Below are 24791 nucleotides of genomic sequence, written 5' to 3'. Positions count from 1 at the left end.
CTACCGTCTTGCCATGCCAAGGTTGATGTAGATTCGGGAAAGGTTGGAATACAATTGTGTCTGGGTCCGATTCATCTCCCCGGAAAGCTCAACTCGACAAGGCAGAACGTGAACATCTTGAGGACGTTGTCGAGGAATTGCGCGCGTTGGTCGAGCGTGAGGTAGAGTACGAACTCGAACAGCAGTACGATCTGGATGAGCGAGAGAGTGGAGGGGAGCTTTCCGATGAGGAGCAGGCGGTGCGCGAGGACCTGGTTGCCGCTGTGGAACAGGAGAATCCCGGCGACAAATCCTGGGAGTGGGCCTACGAGCAGTATCTGAGTGGCGTTGGCTATACGTTCGTCAATCGGCTCGCGGCGCTGCGCTGTTTGGAGGTACGGGGCTTCATCGACCAGCCTGTAACCCAGATCGGGGAATCAGGGATGACGCCTGCGGCCGAGCAGGTGGTTGCCAATCGAATTGATTTGAGACCCGACGAGGCGGTTATTACGGCGTATGAGCAAGCATGTGAGCGGTTTGACGACGAGATCGAGATTCTCTTCGATACGAACTCGCCCTATTCGGTGCTGGATGTCGACGCCGGGCTGTTCGAGGATGCAGTCGAGCAGTTAGACGAGATTCCCGCGGAAGTGTGGCGCGCTGATGACGTGCTGGGCTGGGTGTATGAATACTACAACCGCCCGGTCGTCGAATCGCTCGACGCCAAGAACTCGCTTGACCCAGAGGATGTCGGGCCGGCGAACCAGTTCTACACGCCCCACTGGGTCGTTCGGATGCTTACCGACAATTCCCTGGGGAAACTCTATCTCGAATCGACGGGGCAGGAGGACGCGATTCCGGCGCCGGAGTCGTTGTCGCCCGAGGAGCGCAAAGAGCGGTTAGTGACGCCGGAGGACTCACCCAGTGTTCCGGAACTCTGTACGTACCTCATTCCTGACGAGGAGGCTGGGGAGGCTCCCGAGTTCGACCACCCGCGGGAGCTGCGCGTCATCGACCCTGCCTGTGGAAGCGGACATTTCCTCCTCTATGCCTTCGATATCCTGGAGCGCATTTGGTGGGAGGAGACGGATTTGGATCGCGCAGAGATCCCGGCAAAGGTACTGGAGCATAATCTGTATGGCGTCGACATCGACCTGCGGTCCTGCCAGCTCTCAGCGTTCAACCTCTATCTGAAGGCTCGAACGCGTGCTGAGGAGAAAGACGGCGAGTTCGACATGCCTAACGTTGGGATTGTCTGTGCTGATGCTCGGGTGGCAGAGATCGAAGAGGGAGCATCGGTGCTTGACGAGATCACTGGCGAGGGGAGCGATCTGCGAGAAGCGCTGAACGAGATTATCGAGACGTTCCGCCATACGGAGGCCCTAGGGAGTCTGCTTGACGTGAGTGGGACCCTGGAGGAGGTGTTCGATTCGACGAAAACCCAGAGTGAGCTGGGAGACTTCCACCAAGGCGATCACCAGTCACTCAATTCGTTCCTCAAGGCGCTTCGGCGGGCCGTGGAGGAGCGGACCAGTGATTCATTCGGTGAGCAGAATCTCCGAAGTTTCCTGAATCTGCTTGTTGTGCTTACACAGGAGTACGATACGGCGTTGATGAACCCGCCGTATGGTTCGGGTGGGCGGATGCCTGATGCTGTACAGGAGTACGTGGAAGAGCACTACGAGTACACGACGGAGTACTACATCAATTTCTTTGAGGTGTGTGACCGGCTTGCGAAAGCAGATGGCCGGACGGGGATGTTGGTCCCCTGGTCGTTCATGTTCAGTAGATCCTTCGAGGCTTTCCGTCAGGATTTTGTCGGCGACAAGGGAGCGTTCGACTTCTTCACGGAGTTCGGATACGATATTTTGGACAACGCAACAGTTGGCACCGTTGGAACAGTGGTCCGTTCCTCAACAAAAAGTAATCAGTTGGGGAGTTTCATCCGACTCCCCGATGTGGATAAATCCAATAAAGAAAGTAAGTTTCTTGACGCTTCGTTCACTCGGAAACAGCAATCAGACATCCAGCGTTATTACGTGAGGGAGCTGTCGGAGTTTGGGATAATTCCGGGTGCTCCGCTCTCCTATTGGGTCCCAAAGGACTTGCGCTCGCTCTATTCTGCAGAGGTGGTTCTTGACGCCGAGAACGGCCGAGTTGATCGAGAGAGCCTCGGGGGGGCTAAAGTCGGTCTGCAGACAGGTAACGACGGACGGTTCATTCGACGGTTCTGGGAGACTCCGAACAATAATTGGAAACCCTTCTCTAAAGGCGGGGAAGATGCTTGGATACTCCCCAGAGTTACACGGGAATTACTGTGGGAAGAAAACGGACAAGAAGTAAAACGATACCCAGGTTCTTATCCCCGTAATGAGGATTGGTACTTTAACGAGGCCCTCACCTATACAATGTCGAAAAGAAGTGGGAGAAGATTTGGATATCTGCATGACTCCTCGATCTTCGCTCATATGGGGTCGGTCTATATTCCTGATTCAGATATCTGGTCTGTTCTTTCCTACACTAATAGCCATATATTCACTTATCTTATGCTCGCTCAAACTTCTGAGCGCAATTGGGAGGTGGGGTTAATCTCGAAAGTCCCCTGGCGTGAGGAGATTGGACGAATAGAGGCACTTAAGAGGCTCTCAAAAGAGGCCGTTGGTCACCTTGTTTCCAAACGACAGTACGATTTCGTCTCGCCGCACTACAATGGCCCTGTCCTCCTAGACACACTCGGCGTCGACGACCCGCTGGAACAGTACGACCATCCACACCGCGAACTCCGGGGGAAACTCGATCTCGACGCACCCCATGAGACAGCAACCTCATCCGACCCACTCCGCGAAGTCGGTGTTTCAGCTGCGAAACATCTTGAACGCGTCGAACAGAACCTCCAGTCCTGCGCCAACGGGATTGATGAAGCTGTCTTCGACTGCTTCGACCTCACCGATGGACAACGCGAAACCATCCTCCAAGAAATTGCACTCCGTACAATTGAGGACCCGCGCGAACAGGAGGAGTACAATCCAGACACTATCACCGAACCCTCGGAGGACTTCACACAGCAGGTCAAGGATCTCCTCCTTCACTTCGCGGTCAAAGCCACCAGCGACGCCTCCGACGGCATTATACAGCTCTCCAATATCGAGGGGAAGGATGACTTGCTAACCCATATCGAGGGCGAGTTTGAGCGCGTGTGGGGCGAGCACGCGGACGAGCGCCTCGCGGAGGTCGATGCCATGCTCGGGACCGAAAGCGCTGCCGAAGAAGCCTACCCCAACCTTCGCACCTGGCTTCAGGAGGAACTGTTCAATTACCACATCCAGAAGTTCGACCGAACGCCAATCCTGTGGCGCTTCACCACCGAGCGGCTCGTCTCCGACGTCGAGAGTGAAGGGTTCGGCTGCCTGATTGACTATCACCAGCTGGACGCAGGAGTATTCGACCGGTTGCAGAACAACTACCTCGACCCACGGAAAGACCGGCTCCGTGATCGCCGCCGAGCCGCAAACCGCCGGCGGAATAACGATTCACTCTCCACCACCGAACAGTCGGAAGCTGCACAGGAGTACGCTCGCTACGACAACGAGCTCACCCAAATCCAGGAGTTCGAAGACGCCGTAGCCGATTTGGCACAGCCTACGCCCCGTCAGTTCTCAGAGACCAACCGGGAGACGGCCGCTGAAGCTGCTGAACGCGTCGCCGAATTCCGGGAACGAACCGAACAGCGGCTCGCCATCGTCGACGAGCTCACCGAGATGGAGGACGTCGATCTCGCCGAGTTGTTCACAGGGAACTTCTACGAGAAGGTCAACGAGCACCGCGAGGAGTGGCTTGACGCGCTGGCGGACCTCGAAACGGCCTTCGAGGCTTACGCTGGAGATACAAGTGAGCCTGTCGAAGCCCATCTGTATGACCTGTTCAACTACTTCGCTGATGACCTACTCGGTAGCTCGCACTTCGCGAGCAACGGGATTCTCTACATGACGTACTACTTCGACAAGCTGGAGGACGTTGATCAGACCAGTCTCGATGAGAAGGGCGTCTCTGAGGAACAACGGCTGATCTCTCAACTGGCGAACGACGTGGATGAGTACATCGGTCTCGGGGAGAACATCGCTCACTCCTGTGGCGCTCTCTCCAGCGAGATCTCCGATGAGTGGTCCGACCGGGCCCTCTCAGAGATCACGACTGCCGGCTACAGACCCAACCACAAACACGGCGTCGCCATCAACATCACGCCGCTTGCCGAACAAAATATCGTCCCGCGTACTGTCGAGGACGATGTCCTCTAACTGATGTACGAGCCAGGAGACCGCGTTCGGATCAACGACCAACCGGCGGAAGTCATTCGCACCGACAGCGTCGGCGATATCGAGTATCTCCGGGCCTACATCGAGGGTGTCGGCGCGAAGACGATCTCCGTCGCAGACGTCGAGATCAAGCCGATTGGGAGCCAACTGGACGACCTCCCGGAGAACTTTGAGCAGTTCCACCCGGCCCATGAGGCCGTCGACGCCGAGCGATTTGACCTCCGGATGGAGGCACTCAATCTGACCATCGCCCACGAACAGGGCCAACTGCTCTCGATTTCGAACTCGCTGGTGCGACTGGAGCCCTACCAACTGGCGTGTGTGAACCAGGTCATGGAGTCGCTTCGACAGCGGGCGCTCATCGCTGATGACGTCGGGCTGGGCAAGACCATTGAGGCAGGGCTCATCTTGAAAGAGCTGCAAGCACGGAATCGTGCCGACAGCGTGCTGTTCGTCGTTCCGGCCCACCTCCAGAAGAAGTGGGTCCGGGACATGGACCGGTTTTTCGACATCGATCTGACCGTCGCCGACCGAGCGTGGGTCGAGGGCGAGCGGCGACGGCTGGGCGACGCGGCCAACATCTGGGACCAGGACGGCGTCCAGCTGATCACGAGCATGGCCTTCCTCCGGCAGGACGAGTTCCAGCCCGCCTTAGAGGAGGCGTTCTGGGACGCCGTCGTCATTGATGAAGCCCACAAGGCCGCCCAGCGTGGGGACAGCCCCTCAGTTACCTCACAGATGGCCGAACGAGTGGCACATAATTCCGAATCGCTGTTGCTGTTGAGTGCAACGCCCCATGACGGGAAGGGACAAGGGTTCCGGTCGCTGATCAGCTATCTCGACCCATTGCTTGTCGCAGAGGACCAAGAGTTGAGTCGGGAGACCGTCGAGCAGATGATGATTCGGCGGGGGAAACAGACCATCTACGACGACAACGGCGAGCGGATCTTCCCCAACCGAGAGGTCCGGACGATGACGGTGTCGATGACGCCCGCTGAGGAGCAACTGTACGAGGGTGTGACGACCTATGTGCAGGAGGTGTACAACCGCTCGGAGCAGCTCAACGAGCCCGCTGTGGGCTTTGCGATGGCGCTGATGCAGAAGCGCCTGGTCTCCAGCGTGGGTGCGATTCGGGAGACGCTGCGTCGACGACTGCAGGGGTTGTTGGAGGAGGGCGGCGCCAATCGGGAGCTATCCGAGGATGCCGAAGCGTATCTCGACGGCGAGGACTTAGAGGAGAACGATCGGGAGGCCGCCGAGCAGGAACTGGAGACCCTGACGGTGGTCAACGGCGATGACGCCCTGCAGACAGAAATCCAGATGCTCCAGGACCTGGTGAATCAGGCTGAATCGATTCCGGTCGACACGAAAGCTCAGCAGGTCAAGCGCTACATCCAGCAGCTGTTGGAAGAAAGCCCCAACGAGAAGCTGTTACTGTTCACAGAATACCGGGATACGCTCGATTATCTGTTGGAGGAAGTATCGGACCAGCCCTGGGCGGAGGAGATTCTGGTGATCCACGGCGACGTCGATAAGGACGACCGACAGCAGATCGAGGATCAGTTCAACCACGGCGAGCCTCGGCTTTTGTTTGCGACTGATGCAGCCAGTGAGGGGATCGACCTCCAGCACAGCTGCCACATCATGGTGAACTACGAACTCCCCTGGAACCCCAACCGCCTTGAACAGCGGATCGGTCGGATTCACCGCTATGGACAGGACAAGGAAGTCAAGGTCTGGAACTTCCAGTTCGAGGGGACACGGGAGGGCGAGATTTTCGAGTTGTTGCAGGAAAAGGTCGAAAATATTCGCTCCCAAGTTGGGTCGACCGCGGACGTGCTGGGGATGCTTGACGATATCAACATCGACGACCTGATTATGCGGTCGGTCCAGAGCGAGGAGCCCCCCGAAGCGACCGCGGCGGAGTTAGAGGAGCTCATGGAGGAGCGTGAGCAAACCCTGCTTGAGTGGTACGACCGCAGTCTGATCGACCCAAGCACGTTCGACGCTGAGAGTCGGGAGCGAATTGAGGCCGTAATCGATGAATCGGCCGACGTGTTTGGGACGGAAGCCGATATCCGGGCCTTTGTCGATCGGGGATTGGAAGCTTTCGGTGGACGCCTTGAGAAGCGTGGCAACCAGCTGTATGATGTCTTCTTGCCAGCGTCGCTCTCAGAGACTGGTGCCGAAACCCAGCGTGGGCCCGTAACCTTCTCCCGAGAGTTCGCGATGGATCATCAGGGAATCGAGTATCTCTCCCCTGACGATTCGCTCGTGTTGGGGCTGCGCGAGCAGTTGTTGGCCGGTGACGATGGAGTTGTCGGGTTGAAGCTCTTGCCATTCATTGAGAACCCCGGGATTACGTTCGTCTACAGGGTCGGCTTCGAGGACGGAACTGGCGAGATGATTCAGGAGGAGTTGGTTCCGGTCTTCGTCGATCTGGAGACAAAGAGTCCGCGGCGGCCGGTCGGCGAGCAGGTACTTGAGGCTGAGACGATTCGAGCTAGCCCCGATTCGGGAGCCGTTCGGGAGCTGCTGGTCAATCGCGACGAGCTCGAAGCCGCTGCCGAGGAGTACGTCGCGAACGTCTTGGGGACAGTCCAGAGCGACATTTCCGCCGACCGAGCCACTGAGGTTGAGCAGGAACGGGCGAATTTGGAAGCGTATGCCGAGGCAGAGCGTGAGCGGATTCAGGCTTTTATTTCGGAGTACCAGCAGCAGGCTGCCGCTGGAGAAGATATGGAGATTTCGATCCGAGGACAGCGACGTCGATTGGACCGGTTGGATGAGCGGGTGGATGAACGGAAGGCTGAGCTCGAACGCCGCCGGCAAGTAATCTCACTTGCACCGGAGGTAGAGGGGTACTGTCTGGCGCTGCCGATTCAGTGATGTCTGAGGGTGTTCTAATCTGGGTTAGCACGATATTCACGTTATAGCTCCATTCGAGTCTCGGATGTGGAATAGCCCGGGCTGCAGACGTACCACAACCAGTGGGGGATACATAGGAGACACCCACATTATTAACCAATTCTAGCGAGACAGTAGTTGGTTAACTAGTACCCTGTGAAAACTGAGTGTGCCGAATCTTCGCCAAAATCCCATAATGATAGCTACACTTCTGAACGGACGATTAAGCATTATGCAGAGAATGTTCTACCACAAACCGCAGAACAAAGCTGAAAATAAAGAAATACTGAGAGGGATCCGGTTCGAGAGCTCATGATTCCCTTCCTCCGTGTTGTCAACCTACAGTCCCAGAAAGAAAATCGAAAAATCGCTCAACGTTTTTTCGACCAAATTTACCAACGTCTGCAGTATTCACCCCTGTCGGTAGCTCCAACATCGCTAAACTATACCCGTTCTTCACGGAGTAGTCATTCTCGACAGCACCATCGTTGTCTGGATAGACCAGCACACCTGGCGCATCATAGGCTGTCTGGTACGCTACGACCTGATAGACGTCGTTATTCTTGACTTTGGTCTTCCACTTGGCGTCCCCGACCAGTACTGGCTCACCGTGGCGTTTGACTACGAAGTCAGGTCGCATACGAATCGACGGATTTCCTCTGAGTAGATTGTCGGTTCGAGCCTGTCCTTCCACGCTCCAGCCATCTCGTTCGTCCACGGTTTCTCGTGCTGTTCTCTCGACTACCTTTTCGAACACGTCGTTCATTCCGATCAACAGGGAGTACGATGCACCCTCACCGGCGACGATGTCTTCGATGTAGATGTGTTTCAGCACGAGGCGAGACAAGGCCAGAACCTTCTCATAGTAATCAGTAAGGCGAGTCAGTTCGATCCGTTCGGCTTCCTCGATCGAAACTTCTCGGAGCGTCACTCGTCGTCTGAGCCGCGATTCGTATTCGCGTAGTTCGCCAGCGATCTCGGAGCTATCTACCAGCGACGACAGCGTGTTCGCAACGCAGAGAATCGTCTGGTTTAGCGTGGTATCGTAGGTGAATTCGTCGTAATCGCACTCGAAATCCGTCTTACCGGGACCTCCTGCGAGCTGTCTCTGGACGTTCAATCTGCCCCGGAGATACTCTTCTGTTCCTTCTACATCGACGTACTCTCTCCTAAGGCCCTGAGACAGAACTGCTTCCAGTTCTTCGAGAAACAGGGCTGCTACCGTGTCCACAAAATTCGTCCCGCTTTCGAGTTCCGTTTCGTGTGAGAGATAGGTTGGTTCTGTCCCGTTTGCGTATCGTAGCAGTGTGACTAGGTTTGGCTCCCCGATTTTCGGTTGTATCTCAATAGTGGGTCCATCGGGGAGGGCAACGACTCCGACTCGATGATCCGTGTGCAGTACGACCTGTTTGCCTCGTCTGTACTCCACTCGCAATCCATCGACCTGTGATTCGATCATCTCGATATCGTCATCGGACAGGTCGATTGGGTCTGATTCGTCGTACTCGGACAGTTCTATCAGGTCAGCAGTTGTCACTCCACTTCACCATCCTCGCCAACGAGTTCGGAAAGCGCGGCACGGAGAGCGTCGGAATCGAAATCGGCGATCCGCTGTTCCTTCCAGTTGAATAGGCTCTCACCCCCTCCATCGAATATGTGCTCTTTGAGCCGCTCCATGTCTCCGAAGTAGTACTCATCGAGCAGAGGGAGTATCTCGTTCTTCCAGGACTCTACGAGACGCTCGTCCGTGGTCCCACCGATGAGATAGGAGTGACCGACCTGTTTGCCTTTCCCGAGGTTCCCACTGTCCCGAATACGTTCGTTGATAGCACTGAGTGCGAGAATGGAGAGGGCACCGAGGTCCTCTCCCTCTTCGACTGAAGCCTTGGTTTTGACGTCCTGCTCGCCATCGAAGCCAAGTTGGTCGTAGAGAACTTCGTAGTTCGGCGGGAAGTGTCGAAATCGGAATCGCCGACGTATCGCGGCATCGACGAGTGCGATTGACCGATCGGCCGTGTTCATCGTCCCGATGATGTAGAGATTCGGGGGCACTACGAGCCGATCCTCTGAATGTGGCAGCTCGTCTCTCATCTCATTCGGCTCACCGAGCCGCTTGTCGTTCTCGATGAGGGTGATCGTCTCACCGAAGATCTTTGGGATGTTTCCCCGGTTCACTTCGTCGATGATAAGGATGTATCTGGGGGCATCTGCTTTCGAGTCGGCGTCTTCGTAGGCCTCGACGGCGTCCTCAGCCATCTCCTTGAACACGCCAGCCTTGGGTTCGTATACGAGGTCGCCGTCACGGGTCTTCGCCGTTATCCCCTCGATGAAGTCTTCATACGAAAACGTCGGATGGAACGTTACCATCCGAAGGCGGTCCTCGACAGCGTCGTCGAAGTGGTCTTCCTCGTCCAGTCCCCTGTCTATCCACCACTTGGCGAAGTTGAGTGCTCCATAGGTCTTCCCGGTTCCTGGCGGACCGTGGAAAACGATCTGTTTCTTGCGCTGGAGATGTTTTTCGACGGTCTCGAACCACGGTAACTCGTCGTACTCTGCGGAGTCCGGTTCTTCGATCAGTTCTTCGTTCCACCTCCAGAACGTGTCCAACCGTTCTCTGTACGCTTCGACCACGTTCTGGATCGATATTTCGTCTTCAGACTCGAACGACTCGTCATCGTATTCCTTTCGAGGGACGTCGCTTCCGTTATCGATCCCGTATTCAATCTCGTTGGGATAGAAATAGATGTACAGTTGATATGCCGATTTGTGATCTCCGAGAACGCTCGGATACAGAACAGCCCACGAGCGAGTACTCGGGATGTTGGTTGCGCCCTGGTAGGTGACGTAGTGAGTAGACAGTTGGTCAGCGTCTATCTCGTTTCGTAGATAATCGAGCAAATCCTCGATATACGCCTCTACACGGTCTTTGGCATAGTTGTAGTAAATCTGAGCGAGGATCTTGTAGTCGTCCCACGAGTTCATGATGTTCTTCTCGTGGTTTGCATTCTCTCGTGCGGCGATTTCGTCGATATCTACGGATGCGCCGTCAAGGATGGCATCGAGCACATCGTACCGGATTTTGGCTATTTTCTGGCGTCCTTCGTACGCCTCAAGCTGTTCTCTGAGAAATGCCTGTGGTAGCGTGCGAATTTCGTCGAGGAACACAGAGGTTTGATCCTCGAATTCCTCTAACCGGCTAGTGTGTCTGAAGAGGTATCTGAGAATGAAGTTGTATCTACATTCTGCTGAGTGCGTTACAGTACCTACGAACTCTTGAGCGTCTTGCAGCGTGGCGTCAGCGAGTTTCTCGCTCAAAACGTCCGTCTGGATTGTTGAACAGTAGTCCCGATAGAGCTCGTATCTTTTCCCGACAGAGAGATCGCCGAGATCGGGACTGTGCAACCCAGTGAAGTAACGAATAAGCGTCTCAAAGCCTTCCTCGTCGTACAGTACATATCGGTCGGGGTCGGAAGTCGTCAAGAGAGCACTAATGACCGTGAGATCTATATCCTGATTCGTCCTGAATCGCTCAATGCGATCTTCGAGTGAACTCTCATCTTCGAATAGCGCTACCAGGTTCTTGACGAAATTTCCAGCGTCGTCAGCTACCTTCGCCTCCAGGTCGTCGAAGTCTTCCTCGGACAGAATTGGGTGATCATCTCCCGTTGCTTCTCTCAGTTCCGACATATATTCCGATACCGTGTCCGCAGTCAGGTCCCGTTGATTGAGCCACGAATGGCCGCTATTCAGAACCTCTCGGTTCCAATTTCTCTGGTCCTCATCAGTCGATTTGAAATCGAGGTACGTATCGACAGCCGCTTGGAGGGCCCCTTCGTCGAGATCGAATTCCCCTACTGAAACCAGATTAACCATACCTCCGGTATTGACAGAACGGACAAAATAACCTTGTCCCGGTGAGGGAACGCTCAACTCACAACAGCAGACACCCCAATCTTCAGAGTGTGGTTGCTCTCATGCTGTCGTTTAATTCGGTGGGAAGAGAACTTTCAGCTTGTAGTTTAATGTGTGAGACCTTTATTGAGGGTCGTATTCGAGGTGCTCACGCTGACTGGCTATCGAACGTACTTTGATCTGATTGAGTACTGAGAAGATGAGTGGCAGGATCTGTTCGACGATGTTGGTGTCGGAGAGCGGGGGACGGCTTCAGGAGACGTTTAATTGTCAGACGCCGTTAGGAAACCCGAACGGCAATCGCAGGCGGTCACCAAGGTCGCGTAGTCATTGAATTGTTCGACCCGTGGGGTTCGCTCTCCCACTTCGAGACGTACAGGACGACGAATGGGTTACCACGTCAGTGGCCACGACGGTCTGCAGAGGGGGTGGTGTGGGCGGATGTATCCTTATGCTCGACAATTTTTTGATTCATGAAACGCATTACTGAAGTGTGATCGAGCGTCTGTCGGCCGATTCAGTCGGATCAATAACGACGGTCTCTATTCGGATCGAGAATGAAACGGTATTCTCGAAAGCGCCAGCAGAGGCTGATAGTATCTCTATCGTTGACGATGAACTCGATTACACGGGTCCGTTCGTCGGTACCGGGACTTGAGAAGGGCGCACTATCGAGAAATATGGTCCGCCGGGATGGCGAGTCTATGTCTATGTCGACACGCACATGGCGTGGCTCCGCAACGACTACGATGCCCAGGCTCCAGAGTTCGGTCCCGGTGACGGGTTCATGTTCATCGGCGAGGTGGTCGGGCTTGCCCACGGCGATGAACCTTACCGTGAGCAACGGGAGAGGGATCCGGACTATGACGAAAGTGATGGATCCGTCGATAAGGATACTGCTGTTGGCCCGGTCGTGACTGATCTCCCTCGTCACGACTAATCTGAAGACGGTTCCCATCATCTCGATCATGGAAATGCATAAAAACTGAATTCGGCGAGTACCTTGTCTCCCCACTCACTGTCGGTCATTTCGACTACACGGACAGCAGTTTCTTGATGGAGCTAGAGGTGTCTTTGGAAATCCCCGACAATTCGAAGATTGAGTAGTAGAATTTACTACATACGATGGGACAGCCCGCGAGTGACTGTCCCTTCGATTATCGATCCTCGTCGATTTCGTTGTCAATTCCATACGCGTAAATCTGGAGAATATCGCCTTTCTCAAGTCCAAGGACAGCCGCTTCCGCTTCTGGGAATGCGATCATCCGTTCCTCCTCCAGTCGTGCTTTGAAAATCGCGGTATCCTCCGGTGATCGACTGGGAAGAATGCTCGAATCGGCATCATGCCCCGAACCGATCGACATGCCCGATGACGACTGCTCAGCGCCAGCTGCATCGACGAGTTTTCCAACCACCTTTCCAGCGTATTTGCCCGGATACCATCCCTGGGAATCCTTGGTCGGTCGCCCTTCTAACTTCGCCTGTTTCAGAGCCAACTGGACGACGGTGTCCAGAGCTTCCTGAAAGCTTCCAGCGGATTCTTCCTGTGTCTCCCGATGAATCCGCCTGATTTCCTCTGCGAGACTTTCATCGATAGATGGCCGTGGCATACCTCTCTCAACACACCCTGGGCATAAAAATACTCCCGTACACAAGGTTTATTGTCATTCAGTAATGCACACAAGTACATATGATTATCCAAAAGTACTTCAAATTCATCGGATGGATATCACCTCTTCGGAAGGCTGTTGGCCTCTTTACTGGGGGTCAAACCGAAGTTGTCTTTGACCAACCGTTGCACCCAGCTCGTTCACTCATGAGTGAAAGAAAGGTGTCCAACGACCGTCATCACGAACTTCCTCGTCGACGTTCTTATCATCAAGGCTGTCGACCGATACGGAACCCCGACCATTCAGTATCCGCAGAGGCGTGGACGGGAGTCGGTGAATGACAGATCATACGTCCACGCCGGAGGGGTTACTGACATACACCGAGCGCGAGCAGTTGCAGGATAGCGAAACCTCACGGACCACGCGAAATGATGTCCGAGAGCGTGTACGCGACCGGCTCGAAGCCACACTCGAAGACATCCGAGTACTCTACCCGACTCTCCGAGAATCGGATATCGAGTCGGTATTCACTGGACCGGACGATCAAGACCCCGCAGAGATTCGCGTTGCGACTCAGGATGCACTGGCTCTGTTCGTCCTTGGGATGCTCTACAACGACGACCACTTAGAATGGCGACTCTCAGAAGCGATCCGAAATGCGACACTGGATTACGGGGAAGATGTCTCGGTCGATATCGACATTCGCCGTGGCCCATTCCCAACAGTCGAATACTGTCTCGGTCGTTTTGACAGAGAAGGGATGACACCTGAGAACTTGGCGCTGTTCGATCGACTCTTGTTCCGATCGGAGGCGGATGCCGAGCAAATGGCGACCGCCGCCGAGAGCCTCGGGATCGACGCCACACCCGATCAAGTCCAAGACGGCCGCACAGGTACCTCTCTGGAACGGTTTCCACAAACAGCGATCGTGAACGTGGACCACCTCAACCGATGACTGACGACATCCCCCATTCAGAGGATGACGAACAGCAGACTCGTCTGTCCAAGGTATCGAGGCGAACGTATCTCCAGTCGATAGCGGTCGCTCCGGCCCCACTGGCTCTTCCCGAAACTGGAGAGGATACCGCATCTACGGAGAAGCCACTCGTCACAGAAACGGCCTTGCCGGATTCGTTCACGCCGATCGAGACGAATCGACCTACCCCATTCGCCAGCAGACTGATAAACCGCGACGGCCGGTTCGCGGCGCATCAGTTCTCGGTTCGTGGTTTCGCCGAAATCACGGATGATGTCGGCCCAAGATACGTCGTGAATACCGCCAGTGTAGATCTACATGATCCGAGTGACGCGTCGGCCGTTCGTACACTGATATCTGAGATGTTCGACGAGTACATGGATCGACTCTACTGCCGGGCAGGTGTCGAATGGACGCAAGTCGACCTGAGTGGGTATGATGAGGCGGACGCTCATCGACATGCTGCAATCCATTTTGACGCGCCCGCAACAGCTGACATCGAGTGGCTCTACCCCAGCTCATCGACACAGTGTGGTGAACACTGGGTACTGGATACGACCGACCGGCGGGCGATCTTTACGGTCGTTTTCGGCTCTCGACAGGGGCCGTGGAGTCCCCGGACACTCCTTGATCGGGCGAGGACAGATGTCTTGCGGAGGACTGATCGATGAGCCAGCGAACCGGACTGACTGCGATGGCAGAAGCGTTCACGAGGATCAGCGGCCCTCGTGCCCGACTATCTGGTGGGTGGACACTGTCGCCTCGGGCCGACGGTGGGGCAAGGGGGAAGCTCAGCGGATGAACCGACGCGACTATCTTGGCGTAGTGGGGAGCACGCTGCTCTCGGCCTCCTCGCTCGGGGAGTTCGACCCCGATAAGGTGACCACTGATCCTTTTCTGAGACCGACGGATGCTAGTCCGGGTCTCTCCACTAGCCTACCCGACGGAGACGAACGGACGCACCATAGACCCCGCCAGCGAACGGTCGGGTCGATCGGTGAGTACGGTCTCGTTCTCTTCGAAACGACCAGTCGTGTGTTCGCTCTTCCCGAGGCCCACCCACGCGAGTCGCAGCTACTCGTGGAAACGGGGAGCCCCGTGGCCATCGAACGTGGCGATAAGTGGGAGTTACTCGCCGACGATGACCGACGCCGCACCTTGGGCAAAGCCATGATCGACGATCATGCGAACGGTGTGGCCCACGAGGTCATTCTGAGTCTAACCGACGGGGACAACTCTGTCTCGAGGGTAAACGGGCATCGCCGCTCTTTGGTGAGATATTGGGACTATTTTCGAGGGGATGACCTCCCCGAAGAGCAGGCTGAATACTTCGCCGAGGCGGATACCGAAGAATTGCTTGGCGAGCGTGTGTCAGCACTCCAACTAACTCCGCGTGGATTCGTCGCTATAGAGCACAGCGACACGCCAGTCGCCGAACGCGGCGAGACCACTCGACGAACCGAAACTGTCCTCGCGTATCTCCTCGAGGAAGCACTGGATGACGAAACTCACACCCGACAGCGGTCGGACGAGGAGAGACCACGCAGGGGAGGGAGTGGAGAATGATGCCGACATTCCCACAAGATCCGGACGACCCCCTGTCAGATGCGAGCGATGTAGCGACCTGTCTATCCCGCTAGGAGTGGCCGTGCTCCAGAGTGGAGGAAATCGAATTGAAACGCGCGCGGTCAGACAAACGAATGTCGTACGACGAACTCGGAGCGGAATGGTTCGACGTTGATGAAAACGAGGTACGTTCTCAGGAAGCACCGGGCCGAATCGTGCTGGCCGAATACGTTGCCCATGACCACAAGCTACGTCGTTAGATGATTGGAACCGGATCGAAGAGTATCAGTTCGGACCGGCATGGGTGAATCCATGGTCGATATGTGGCGGACTGACTGGCCTCACCCATTCGACCACGAACTGATCATGGATGCGTATGAACCGCGGGAAGATACACCGATGGACATCCATCGTGCGTTGACAACTATCGATCAGCACATGGACTGGGTTCGCTGCGAAATTCGTGAATATCAAAGATGTGGGCGTTCCGAATGCGCGGAGCTCTATCGGAATGAAACGACAGTAGCCTACAGGATTCTTGCCTCGACCTGGGAAGAGATCACGAACGCACTGAGGGGAACGGAATACGTCGAACGGGAGTTCAGTGGCCGGATCGGCATTACGACACAACGAGTTCATTCTCTCCACGCTGAACGCGAATTCACCGGAAACGTTTCCACAGATACAGTCCTCGTGTACTCGTTAGATGTCCATTCTTACTGATTCCATTCAGGGTGGTACGTAATTTGCAGGCTTGCTCGTTGGGATCGCCCCGTTGCGATGATCTAAGCCATTCTTAACCAACAATCAGTTCGTTTGCTCCATTTGTTGGTTAAAGTGTGTTTGCCGGGCTCAACATCCTGACTATCTTACGAATAGAACCCTATCTGGCTGGTTACGGTCACCCGGGTAATCGGCCAATTTGTTTCACTCTGCGTGGCGGTATCGCTCCGTATGGTAAGCGGAGATGCTACTCTCCTCGATTTTTTCCACGAGTCTGTCGATATCGTAGGGGACGCGTCGTAATTCGACCGTTCGAGCCGTCAAGTCGAGAACGGCGTATGCAGCCCTTTCGTCGCCATCTCGGGGTTGTCCGATGCTTCCAGGATTAACGACGATACCGTTGTCGTATTCCGCTTTCGCCTGTTGATGTGTATGTCCGAGGACAAGGACGTCTTCCTCGCCCAGAAGATCCGCCGAGAAATTGGAGGCTTCAGTGTATCGAAACCGATCGTCCGGGTGGCCATGGACGACAACGACTCGGTCCTCAAAGAGTGCCCGCTTGTCAGGACACGCTTCGATCCACGAGAGGTTTTCATCGGTGAGGTTGTCTTGTGCGTATCGATCGCTCGATTCATACGCGCGCCCCTCGATAACCGTCTGATCGTGGTTCCCACGGACGCTGACGGCGTCGTGTTTCCGGAGTCTTTCGACACATGCGTTGGGCCACGGACCATAGCCAATGATATCACCCGCGTGAACGAGCGCATCGAGATCCGGCATGTCATTCAGGACCCCATCGAGTGCCGGGAGATTCGCATGAACATCAGCAATCAGACCGACAGTGGTTGGTACTGAGTCGGTCATGCAGTTTCAATCGTGTCTGCAGTATATATGAGAGGGGTACGCATTGGAGACGGTCGGGTCGATTTGATCCAGTAGCCTGGGAAGCAGAAGTGTGCTACTTGTCTACCGCGTCGTTGCTTCGCCGTTCAGACCCTCGGGGATCGACGGCGATGCGGTCAAGTCTTGGGAGTTCGGTATTGGAGTTCGCTCTATAGCCGAAGAGTACTGGTTCGGCGTCATTGTTGAGAGGAGGTGGTGCGACGAGGCGGTCACAAACCGTTTCGACCACAGTCTCCGCGACCTGAGAGCGAGCCGCCGCTCTGTCGATTTTCAGAAACTCGTGGATATAGACACAAACTGGATATCGGTCATCCGGGGTGAACTGCTCCCAGAGCCGGGTCCGAAGGACCGCCGGATCGCTCAGTGCGTCATCCTCGGTGAGGACGAATTCCCTGAATTCACCCCGTTCATGATCATACGTATCGAGAAACCGGGCGAACGCAGCTCTCACTTTCTCCTTCCCTTCTTCGGGATCAATACGGACCACAGGCGCCGTAGGAGCGAATGTCGGAATTTCACCTTCAGTCGTGTGTGTTGCAGGATCCACCATCCGACTTGACGGGACTGAATCGGTCGCTGCCTGGTAGAGATCTTCGACACCGAGACGAACAGTCCCTGATTCGTCGGCTTCACTGACCGATCGGCTCTTCTCGTCGGCAATCCGAGTCGCCTGCTGGACGATCTGTTCGATGTCTGCTCCCGTCTTTCCCGAGAGAAGCGAGGGGAGTTCCTCTCGCCGGCCCTCACCGGAGAGTTCCTTGGAGATACCTGTCTCTACGAATTTCCGGAGTGGTTCAGAGAGTTCCCCGGCACCTCCCTGCCCGGCGTGGCGTCGAATTTCATCGAGGTAGTGGTGAAGCACTGCGGTCGCGTCCGTTTCGTCAAGAGTGTCGAAAGATTGGGTCCGTCCAAGTCGACCGGGACGGCGGAGAGCCTCATCAACCACCCCCGCCATATTCGTCGACGCCACCACCTTGACCGGGTCTTCGTCGCGTTTTGTGTCGATTCCATCGAGTAGAACCAACAACTGGGCCACAATCTGTGCGCTGTATTCCTGTGTTGATTTCCCCCGGGAACGCGCTATCGAATCAATCTCATCGATGTAGAGCACGTTCGAAGGGTCATCCCGCGCAGTCTCGAACCTCTCTCGAAGGATACGCTCGGACTCTCCAACCCATCGACTCAGAATCTCTGGTCCGGATATCTTGACCGGCACGGAGCCAAACAGCTCGCGGCAGACCTCCATGACGACTTCCGTCTTCCCGGTACCCGGTGGTCCCTCGAGTAACATCCCATGTTCCGACGAGAGTCCCCATCGGTCGCCGTCGTCATCAAGAAATGCCATTACCGCGTTGCGCTCGCTGTCGAGCCCCGCAACCCGGAATTCCCTCGTCTTGTCGTAGTTGCATACCGTCGAGAGCGATACTCCGACCGTCGACGGGTCGCCAGACGGTAGTGTAGGCTCGTTGGTAGCCTCCTCGAATTCGAGTTCGAACGAAAGGCCTCTGAGTGCCTTCTCGCCGCGGATCGACACTACGTCGAATACGTATCGATCGTACCGCCGGACTCGCTCACCGACAACCTCCGACGGCTTCGTGCTGTAGCGATACCGGACTTCGTGGTCAGGGTCGCCGAGGGAGAACCGCAGTACCGGGTCTTTATCCTCGTACGTATTTGTTCCATCCATGCGATTCAAGAGATCGTGGAGTCGACGGTTGCCGTTCTCATCACGGAGCTCAATCCGTACGTCGAGCTTCGAGAACTCTCCACCAACCTCGGTTAGCCACTCGTTCAGCGTCGACCCCTCATTCACGATCGTACACCTCCTCAACGAACGCCTCGGCTTCCCGAAGTGACTGACACGAACCGCTCTCATCGAACACGGGGACTGCGAGACGAGCATACGGGCCCTCGATATCCGACTCGGTGAGGTCGACTCGCCGATTCCACAACTTCACCAATTTACAGAGGTACTCCGCCTGTTTTTTCGTTTTAGCGAGCAAGCGGGGAGGGACGACCACACATACGAAGTCGTCGGCGTACTCGTCATCGGCAAGTCGGTCGATTGTATGCCAGAATTTTCGGAACTGCGTGCTCCCCTCACCCCGGCCAGTCTCCACTTCGATGACTAGGTCAGCTGAGTCATCAACTTCGTCGGGCCACGGGATGCATGAATCGAGTGCATCGTCAAACGATGCATGAACGTCGACACAGGGGTCTTCACCACTCTCCGTCTCGAGTTCATCGTTTCGTAAAACAGTCTCGAAGACGTACTCCTCAAGAGTCTCCGACTCGGCATCGTCGTGGGCCGCTCGCACGAGTAACCCGGCGGTAGCGCCTTTGATGAGATAGTGTTCGGTGCTCTCGTTGCCCTCGTGTTCTTCGGTCAGAACGGTCGGAAGCCAGTCGAGGTTGCGGAGAGAACGGTCGAAGCGATCTTCCCATCCTTCGATGGTGTCCGGCCAGACTGACTCGTCGTCGAGATCCATTCGCTGTCCGAACCAGTAGACCGATGCATCGGCCGGGAGTTGGATGTTCTCGTCGGGGTGGCATCGAGTCACGAGAGGGAGATCGGTCGTCGCGTTTTCGGACCCAATCGTAGAAGACGCATCCGTGCCGGGAGTTGGGGCGATTCGCTCGTGGATGCGTTCGAAGACATCACCACGGATGGGGTCGGCCCAATCGCTTGGGATATTGACGACGAGATACCCCAAATCGCCGGCGAACCCTGTCTCGACAATCGCTTCCACGTACTCGAGGGCGTCCTTGCCATCCCGCTCGACACGAACCGAATCCGCCCTGAATTCGAGTTCCCACTCGTCCCCGGTGAGATCGAACGTCGCAACGGCACCGGAGATGTCCGGTATCTTCGGTTTCCCCGCAACCATTCGAACGCGTTTTGCCAGAGGTTCGCCACCCTGACGTTGTGTGTACTCGTCTCGGAGTCGGCGTTCGAGAAAGGCAAGTGAGTCGCCGCGACGGTTCTCGGGGGCGATATGAAGGATCACCGATGGCCGACCGCTATCGTATGGAGTAGCACCCCCCCACGAGTAGAAGGGGTCCTCTATCACGAGTTCTCCTTCCCCCGCACGAACCGTTCGTGAAAGCTCCGTCGGCATGCGGGTCAACTCGACCGTCTCGGTCCGAAATCGGTCAAGGCGTTCGTTTTGAATGCTGTTTAACGGACGGACGGTGTCGGAGACCGTCCCCGTATGGTTCTGTTGAAGCGACACAGCAGTCGTCCTGACGGCCGTGTGTTCGACACCTGCAAGGTGCCCCGAAGGCCGTTGAGTATCGATCTCGTGTCCGTCCGTTTGCGTTATCGCTACGGAACCCGTCTGGAACTGAAACGCCGTATCTGGGAGGGGGGTGAGGCCCCAATCGGGCTTCGGAGGCTCGGTAGTCTCCGTCTCGGTTTGTACCTCCGGCTCTGGGCCTTCATCTTCAGTTTCGTCGTCTTCTCGCTCTTTATCTTCATCGGAAGAATCGCCGTTTCCCGTATTCGAGGAGGAACTACCAGTTTGACGGGGGGGCTCCAAATCTTCCTCAACGTCTGCAAGACGCCCTCGATCCTGTTCTCTACTCATCGTCTTCGGGATCAAGAAGTCCGTAGTTTGATTCGAGTGCTGCAACTATCGCTTCGGCTCTGTCGGGTTGTGTCTCATGGAATTTTCTCAAATATGATTTATAAATTCTGCCCTGCGTATCGAACGTTGGATAGTAATCCTCCGGGGATTCATACCAGATGGGGAGCTCCAGACAGTGCGCGGAGCGTTTATATCGATCATCGTCAGTCATCGAACTACCGTAGTCTTCGCTACATCTCCGGATGGTATCCTGCTCCTCATCGCTCAGGCGCTCGGCGCCCTGTGCCCACACGTGAATGTACGCCGCTTCGAGTCCACTACCCATCGGCGTATCAGTCGTTCCGATATCGATTGTCCGATCGAAAATCCCCTGGAACCGCATGATATCGGTAAGCGCGTCGCGGTATGCGTTGCTGTACACGTGATCGTCGTCAACAAGACCGACGCGATCGAGTATCTCGGTATCGATCCCCAGATCCTCCACCGCATGAGTGGGGAGGCCAACGTTGTACCGGAGGAGTGCTGTAGTCGTTTCGCCAAACGGAGGGCACAAGCTCACGAGTCCTTCAAGCCATGTAGAGAACTCCCCCGTAGTCTCGATTCTGTCGTGTTCACTCTCAAGGTCGTCGAACGTTTGCTCCGGGATGCCGACCTTCTGATCGCCCGTAATCAGTTCGCTCGGGTCGTCGATGTCGGTATGCTCAACCAGTTTATCCCGAACCGTCACGAGCCCCTCAACCAGTGCGAAGAGATCGTGTCGATTGGAGCCACCGCTGAACTGGGGTTTGCTTACGTTGGTTGTGCTCGGATCGAACGACTCCAGTCTGTCGAGGTCGTCAGCCGGACCCGTGATCTGGCCACCACCAGTGGCATCGAACGTCCACTCAAATTGTTCCAACCACCACGGGAGTTCTTCCCCGTCCTCTTCCCCCTCGACGTAGCCGATCTGTGCTTTTGCTCCAGGTGCGAGTGAGTTGTAGGAGACGCTTCCCTCACTGGGATCTTCATCGCCGGTGATGGTTCCCCAGAATCGGTCCGATATGTGTTGACCGATCCGATCGGTTGCCTCACCGGCCTCATCTTCCCAGATTCGTCGTTGAACCTCTTTAATTGTCTCTTTGATATTCCCGGACGAGAACGCGTCCTCAATCGGATGTTCAGTAGTCATGAGCCTCGTGACAGCCGTGTCGATACAAGATCGCGGTGGTCGACTTGCACACCGCAAGAGGTTCCGATACCGCTTCAGTACCCAATAATCGCCGAACTACACTTGGATTCGTTCGTTGTTGCAGTCGAGACGGTGTGATCGAGTTCCCCACGGCACTCATCACAATATCGTCTATACTAGCCGTTTCACCCATGCGTTTGAAACACCATATTACGGTTCATCAATACTCGGTTTGGAATATCGATGTTGATAAGCCGGTCATCGTGGTCGATTAGTCCAGGCTACTGGTCCACTCTTCCGATGATTCAGAACGGATTCTCGAACTTCGTCTTGGTCAGTGGTATTGCTCCCTCGCTCACTGCTTGTTCGACCGCGTCCTGATCCTTCATAAGAAAGCAGTTATACCCGTTCACGTTCCGCCGAATGACCGATTCCTTGAAAATGTTCTCCGGGTGGCTCGTGTACTTTTTTACGACAACTGCGAATTCCTCTGTGGCGTCGACGACAGTGAGACCGTAGCCATAATTGGATAGAAAGGATCGGACCGTCCCGAAGTCGTTTCGTGGGACTTCGAACCGGTATTGTTGGTTGTTGTAGTAGGATTTCAATCGGTCGAACACGTCTTCACCGTCGAAATAGTGTTTGAACAGATACATCTCATCGACCTCGAAGACGTTCACTGGTTCGTCCCCTTCCCGATGGAACGAATCCATCAACTGTCTCGTAGGATGGCATCACAGTTGAGTATTCGTACTAACTCGAAAACCATTCTCTTGCGGCTCTAAAAAAGATATAGTGACATGAGATTTATCCACGTGGTCTCTGCCGGCGTGGTGTTCTCGGCACGCCCAGTGACTTCCTAAGCTGGATCACCCGTGTTACATTTCCTTCAGCTCTCCTGCGCCGATTGACTCCAAACTTGAGCCCCTATGAGCGGAAGTCCCCCTCAGAACTGATGGATTGCAGTACTCTCTGAATCAGATTCTTGCGCCTTCACTATGTTGCGAATAGTTCGTCTCGTTAGAATAGCTCGCTGGATTTGCCCATTAGACTGTATAGCTAATTCGATCATCCAATCTATTCAGCTCATTAGGATGGCTATCAATTTCAGCTAGATTGGATAGCTAGAAAGTATAGCTATACTATCCAGCTATACCGTCTGACTTAGTTTTATGGATACTCCCTGTCGTTGTAGAGCCATGCTGGCCTATACGACGTACTCGGAAGCGGGCGGCGTCGGTAAGTCCACACTCGCGGCGAACCTTGCTGTCGTGGACGCACGCGCGGGTCGAGACGTACTGGTCGTCGACTTGGATCCCCAAGAAGCGTCAGTTTCGTACCTCCTTGATGTGGGCGAACGCCGGAGCGACGCGCAGGCCGATTCCCTCGTTCGACACATGGTCGAACGCGAGCGAGGCCCGTTCGAAGATCTCATTGAAACCAGCGAAGGCGTCGATGTCATTCCGGCACACAATAGCCTTGAACAGCTCGACCGGCATTTGAGTCGACGAGAAGAGGAGGCGAACGACTTCGGTGAGAACTGGAATCGGAACGTCCAGTTATTGCGCGTTCTCCGAGAGAACGACATCCACGAGAAATACGACACCCTCATCGTCGATCCGCCGGCGACGGCCGATGTCAAATTATACAACGCCATCCACGCCACGCGCTCGCTCCTCGTGCCGTTCGAACCATCAGGGAAGGGCCGGAAATCCGTCGACGGACTTGAGGATCTCGTCCCCGGTCTCGAAGAGAACCTCAATATCAGCGTCGGTGTTCTCGCAATCGTCCCTAACCGCTTCAAGGGAACGAACGACCAGCAGGATATGCTCGACGACATCAAGAAACGGGAGTACGACATTCCGGTTGTGCTGAATGAACGCGGATCACTATTCGAGGGCTGCTGGCGACAGCAGTGTTCGGCGTTCAAATACATCGAAGAACATCGATCCCGGAAGCGTGATTACGAACTAGAGACCCTCGAACGGATCGAACAACTCGCCGATCACCTGCGGAAGACCGTGGAGGCTCCGGCATGAAATCCGGCGCTGGCGACGATCCATTCGCTGAGGATAGTTCGGAGGCAGAAGATACGCCCCCGGACGCAGATACCGACCAGGACGACGTGGTGTCAGAGGAAACGCAATCGGATTCGGGATCGAGTTCGTCGTCTCTCACTGGTCCAAGCGGTCAGGCACAAACTCAGTCTCTCCCTTACAAATACAGACGCGATTCGGTGAAACAGGGGCGGAATCAGCAACCGGTCTTCCTACAGTCTGAGACTGAAGAACTGATCGAGGAGACCATCGATCGTATTGAGGAGCGCTTCGACGAGAATATCTACAAGACCGATGTCGTCGAGGCGATGTTGGTAGCCGGGGGTGAAGGAACGACGCCCGAGGCCGTGCTACAGCGATGGGGTTATGGGATGAAAAATCGGTGATGCATCCTCTTCGGACGCTGGGCGTCAAGCCCTAACTCGGCCTTGTAAAGCGACCTCTTACCCTCTCTCGGCAACACTCAAATAGAGTGCGTAGTTTCCGGTCTGCTCTCCCGTCTCCTTATCCTCAGTTTCCTTCAGATTGATTTCCACACGCCGACTGTAGTCTTCCATCTCCACGATCCAACTGAAGAGTCCGGCGACTGTTTCAATAAATTCTGCATGACCCGTGAGACGAATCGTCGAGATATCGGTGGGGAACGTACTTCCCGTGAAGTCACTCGGTTTTTCGATCGTCGCTCGTCTGAGTTCGCTTGCAGATGGGCGATCGAGATCCTCGAGCCATTCCATCGCGTCGGCTTTCTTCACACTACCAGACCCCGTCGTAGGCAACTGTTCGAGTTCTGTGTTCGGTGACTGCTCTGTGTTCTCTTCCGGTTTTTCTAATTCCCTGTTCGCCCGCTCGAACGATGCTCCACACTGATCACACTCGCCACTGGCCTCGTTAGCTGGCAGGAGGGCACCACATTCGTCGCAAAACTTCATGCTCACGGGGTTCTCTGCGTCCGGATTTTTAAATTGGGGGGTGGTTCGATCTGTCGCATCCCAGCACGGTTCCGTGTGATTGACTCTCTCCCTTCGAACTCTGATTTTGTGCGCCTGAAGTTGAGACTAATCGTCTCAATGCATACGGTCCGCAACTCGCT

The 24791-nt window shown here is 55.4% G+C and carries 17 protein-coding genes; 7 read left to right on the top strand and 10 right to left on the bottom strand.

What is annotated here, in order from left to right:
* The first annotated feature begins 56 nt into the window (after positions 1–56).
* Together pglX and DU484_RS00395 are read left to right on the top strand one after the other, a co-directional pair.
* Entirely contained in the window at positions 57–4274 is a 4218-nt protein-coding gene (gene pglX, locus DU484_RS00400; RefSeq protein ID WP_114604753.1) for a BREX-5 system adenine-specific DNA-methyltransferase PglX, read from the top strand.
* A 3-nt stretch (positions 4275–4277) separates the two neighbouring features.
* Positions 4278–7181: a helicase-related protein gene (locus DU484_RS00395; RefSeq protein ID WP_114604752.1), complete on the top strand. Its 2904-nt coding sequence runs from the start codon at positions 4278–4280 to the stop codon at positions 7179–7181.
* 352 nt (positions 7182–7533) lie between these two features.
* On the opposite strand, the gene DU484_RS00390 is transcribed toward DU484_RS00395, so the two are convergent.
* From DU484_RS00390 to DU484_RS00375, 4 genes are all read right to left on the bottom strand, one after another.
* Entirely contained in the window at positions 7534–8736 is a 1203-nt protein-coding gene (locus tag DU484_RS00390; RefSeq protein WP_114604751.1) for an McrC family protein, read from the bottom strand.
* Complete coding sequence (locus DU484_RS00385; RefSeq protein ID WP_114604750.1) at positions 8733–11072, bottom strand: McrB family protein; 2340 nt, start codon at positions 11070–11072, stop codon at positions 8733–8735. Before DU484_RS00385 ends, DU484_RS00390 begins: the two co-directional genes overlap by 4 nt.
* A gap of 565 nt (positions 11073–11637) precedes the next feature.
* Entirely contained in the window at positions 11638–12081 is a 444-nt protein-coding gene (locus tag DU484_RS00380) for a hypothetical protein (RefSeq protein WP_114604749.1), read from the bottom strand.
* Positions 12082–12268: 187 nt separating this feature from the next.
* Positions 12269–12721 (bottom strand): hypothetical protein, encoded by a 453-nt coding sequence (locus DU484_RS00375; RefSeq protein WP_114604748.1) that lies wholly within the window; start codon positions 12719–12721, stop codon positions 12269–12271.
* Positions 12722–13058: 337 nt separating this feature from the next.
* Between DU484_RS00375 and DU484_RS00370 the strand changes: the two genes are divergently transcribed.
* The 3 genes from DU484_RS00370 (at position 13059) to DU484_RS00365 (ending at position 15263) form a co-directional block, all read left to right on the top strand.
* Complete coding sequence (locus tag DU484_RS00370; protein ID WP_114604747.1) at positions 13059–13676, top strand: hypothetical protein; 618 nt, start codon at positions 13059–13061, stop codon at positions 13674–13676.
* On the top strand, positions 13673–14368 hold the full coding sequence (locus DU484_RS19260) for a hypothetical protein (protein ID WP_157969443.1): 696 nt from the start codon (positions 13673–13675) through the stop codon (positions 14366–14368). Before DU484_RS00370 ends, DU484_RS19260 begins: the two co-directional genes overlap by 4 nt.
* Positions 14369–14495: 127 nt before the next feature.
* Positions 14496–15263, top strand: coding sequence for a hypothetical protein (locus DU484_RS00365; protein WP_157969442.1), 768 nt, complete (start codon positions 14496–14498; stop codon positions 15261–15263).
* Between the two features lie 927 nt (positions 15264–16190).
* Here the strand turns inward: DU484_RS00365 and DU484_RS00360 are convergent.
* The 5 genes from DU484_RS00360 to DU484_RS00340 form a co-directional block, all read right to left on the bottom strand.
* Positions 16191–16850, bottom strand: a complete 660-nt coding sequence (locus DU484_RS00360) for a metallophosphoesterase family protein (RefSeq protein WP_114604745.1) — start codon at positions 16848–16850, stop codon at positions 16191–16193.
* Between the two features lie 94 nt (positions 16851–16944).
* Positions 16945–18702: an AAA family ATPase gene (locus DU484_RS00355; protein WP_187347684.1), complete on the bottom strand. Its 1758-nt coding sequence runs from the start codon at positions 18700–18702 to the stop codon at positions 16945–16947.
* On the bottom strand, positions 18695–20122 hold the full coding sequence (locus DU484_RS00350; protein ID WP_157969441.1) for a hypothetical protein: 1428 nt from the start codon (positions 20120–20122) through the stop codon (positions 18695–18697). The genes DU484_RS00355 and DU484_RS00350 overlap by 8 nt, the downstream gene beginning before the upstream one ends.
* A 346-nt stretch (positions 20123–20468) precedes the next feature.
* Positions 20469–21644 carry a hypothetical protein gene (locus tag DU484_RS00345; RefSeq protein WP_114604742.1) on the bottom strand — a complete coding sequence of 392 codons (1176 nt, stop codon included), beginning with the start codon at positions 21642–21644 and terminating at the stop codon, positions 20469–20471.
* Positions 21645–21949: 305 nt separating this feature from the next.
* On the bottom strand, positions 21950–22357 hold the full coding sequence (locus DU484_RS00340; protein WP_114604741.1) for a hypothetical protein: 408 nt from the start codon (positions 22355–22357) through the stop codon (positions 21950–21952).
* Between the two features lie 486 nt (positions 22358–22843).
* On the opposite strand from DU484_RS00340, the gene DU484_RS00335 reads away from it, so the two are divergent.
* Complete coding sequence (locus DU484_RS00335; protein ID WP_114604740.1) at positions 22844–23683, top strand: ParA family protein; 840 nt, start codon at positions 22844–22846, stop codon at positions 23681–23683.
* The gene (locus DU484_RS19255; RefSeq protein WP_157969440.1) at positions 23680–24087 is read left to right on the top strand and encodes a hypothetical protein; all 408 of its coding nucleotides are present in this window, start codon (positions 23680–23682) and stop codon (positions 24085–24087) included. Before DU484_RS00335 ends, DU484_RS19255 begins: the two co-directional genes overlap by 4 nt.
* 57 nt (positions 24088–24144) lie before the next feature.
* Here DU484_RS19255 and DU484_RS20190 read toward each other — a convergent pair whose 3' ends face one another.
* Complete coding sequence (locus DU484_RS20190; protein WP_394338741.1) at positions 24145–24636, bottom strand: hypothetical protein; 492 nt, start codon at positions 24634–24636, stop codon at positions 24145–24147.
* Positions 24637–24791 lie beyond the last annotated feature (155 nt).

Source organism: Haloplanus rubicundus (assembly GCF_003342675.1).
GTDB lineage: Archaea > Halobacteriota > Halobacteria > Halobacteriales > Haloferacaceae > Haloplanus > Haloplanus rubicundus.
The sequence above is the reverse complement of the archived record's forward strand: the minus strand, read 5'-3'. Positions and strand labels throughout refer to the sequence as shown.

Excerpts from the sequence above, each read along its gene's own strand:
- DU484_RS00380 (WP_114604749.1), bottom strand. The coding sequence starts at position 12,081 with ATGATCGAGATGATGGGAACCGTCTTCAGATTAGTCGTGACGAGGGAG.
- DU484_RS00340 (WP_114604741.1), bottom strand. The coding sequence starts at position 22,357 with ATGGATTCGTTCCATCGGGAAGGGGACGAACCAGTGAACGTCTTCGAG.
- DU484_RS00335 (WP_114604740.1), top strand. The coding sequence starts at position 22,844 with ATGCTGGCCTATACGACGTACTCGGAAGCGGGCGGCGTCGGTAAGTCC.
- DU484_RS00395 (WP_114604752.1), top strand. The coding sequence starts at position 4,278 with ATGTACGAGCCAGGAGACCGCGTTCGGATCAACGACCAACCGGCGGAA.
- DU484_RS19255 (WP_157969440.1), top strand. The coding sequence starts at position 23,680 with ATGAAATCCGGCGCTGGCGACGATCCATTCGCTGAGGATAGTTCGGAG.
- DU484_RS00375 (WP_114604748.1), bottom strand. The coding sequence starts at position 12,721 with ATGCCACGGCCATCTATCGATGAAAGTCTCGCAGAGGAAATCAGGCGG.
- DU484_RS19260 (WP_157969443.1), top strand. The coding sequence starts at position 13,673 with ATGACTGACGACATCCCCCATTCAGAGGATGACGAACAGCAGACTCGT.
- DU484_RS00385 (WP_114604750.1), bottom strand. The coding sequence starts at position 11,072 with ATGGTTAATCTGGTTTCAGTAGGGGAATTCGATCTCGACGAAGGGGCC.
- DU484_RS00360 (WP_114604745.1), bottom strand. The coding sequence starts at position 16,850 with ATGACCGACTCAGTACCAACCACTGTCGGTCTGATTGCTGATGTTCAT.
- DU484_RS00345 (WP_114604742.1), bottom strand. The coding sequence starts at position 21,644 with ATGACTACTGAACATCCGATTGAGGACGCGTTCTCGTCCGGGAATATC.
- DU484_RS00370 (WP_114604747.1), top strand. The coding sequence starts at position 13,059 with ATGACAGATCATACGTCCACGCCGGAGGGGTTACTGACATACACCGAG.
- DU484_RS00365 (WP_157969442.1), top strand. The coding sequence starts at position 14,496 with ATGAACCGACGCGACTATCTTGGCGTAGTGGGGAGCACGCTGCTCTCG.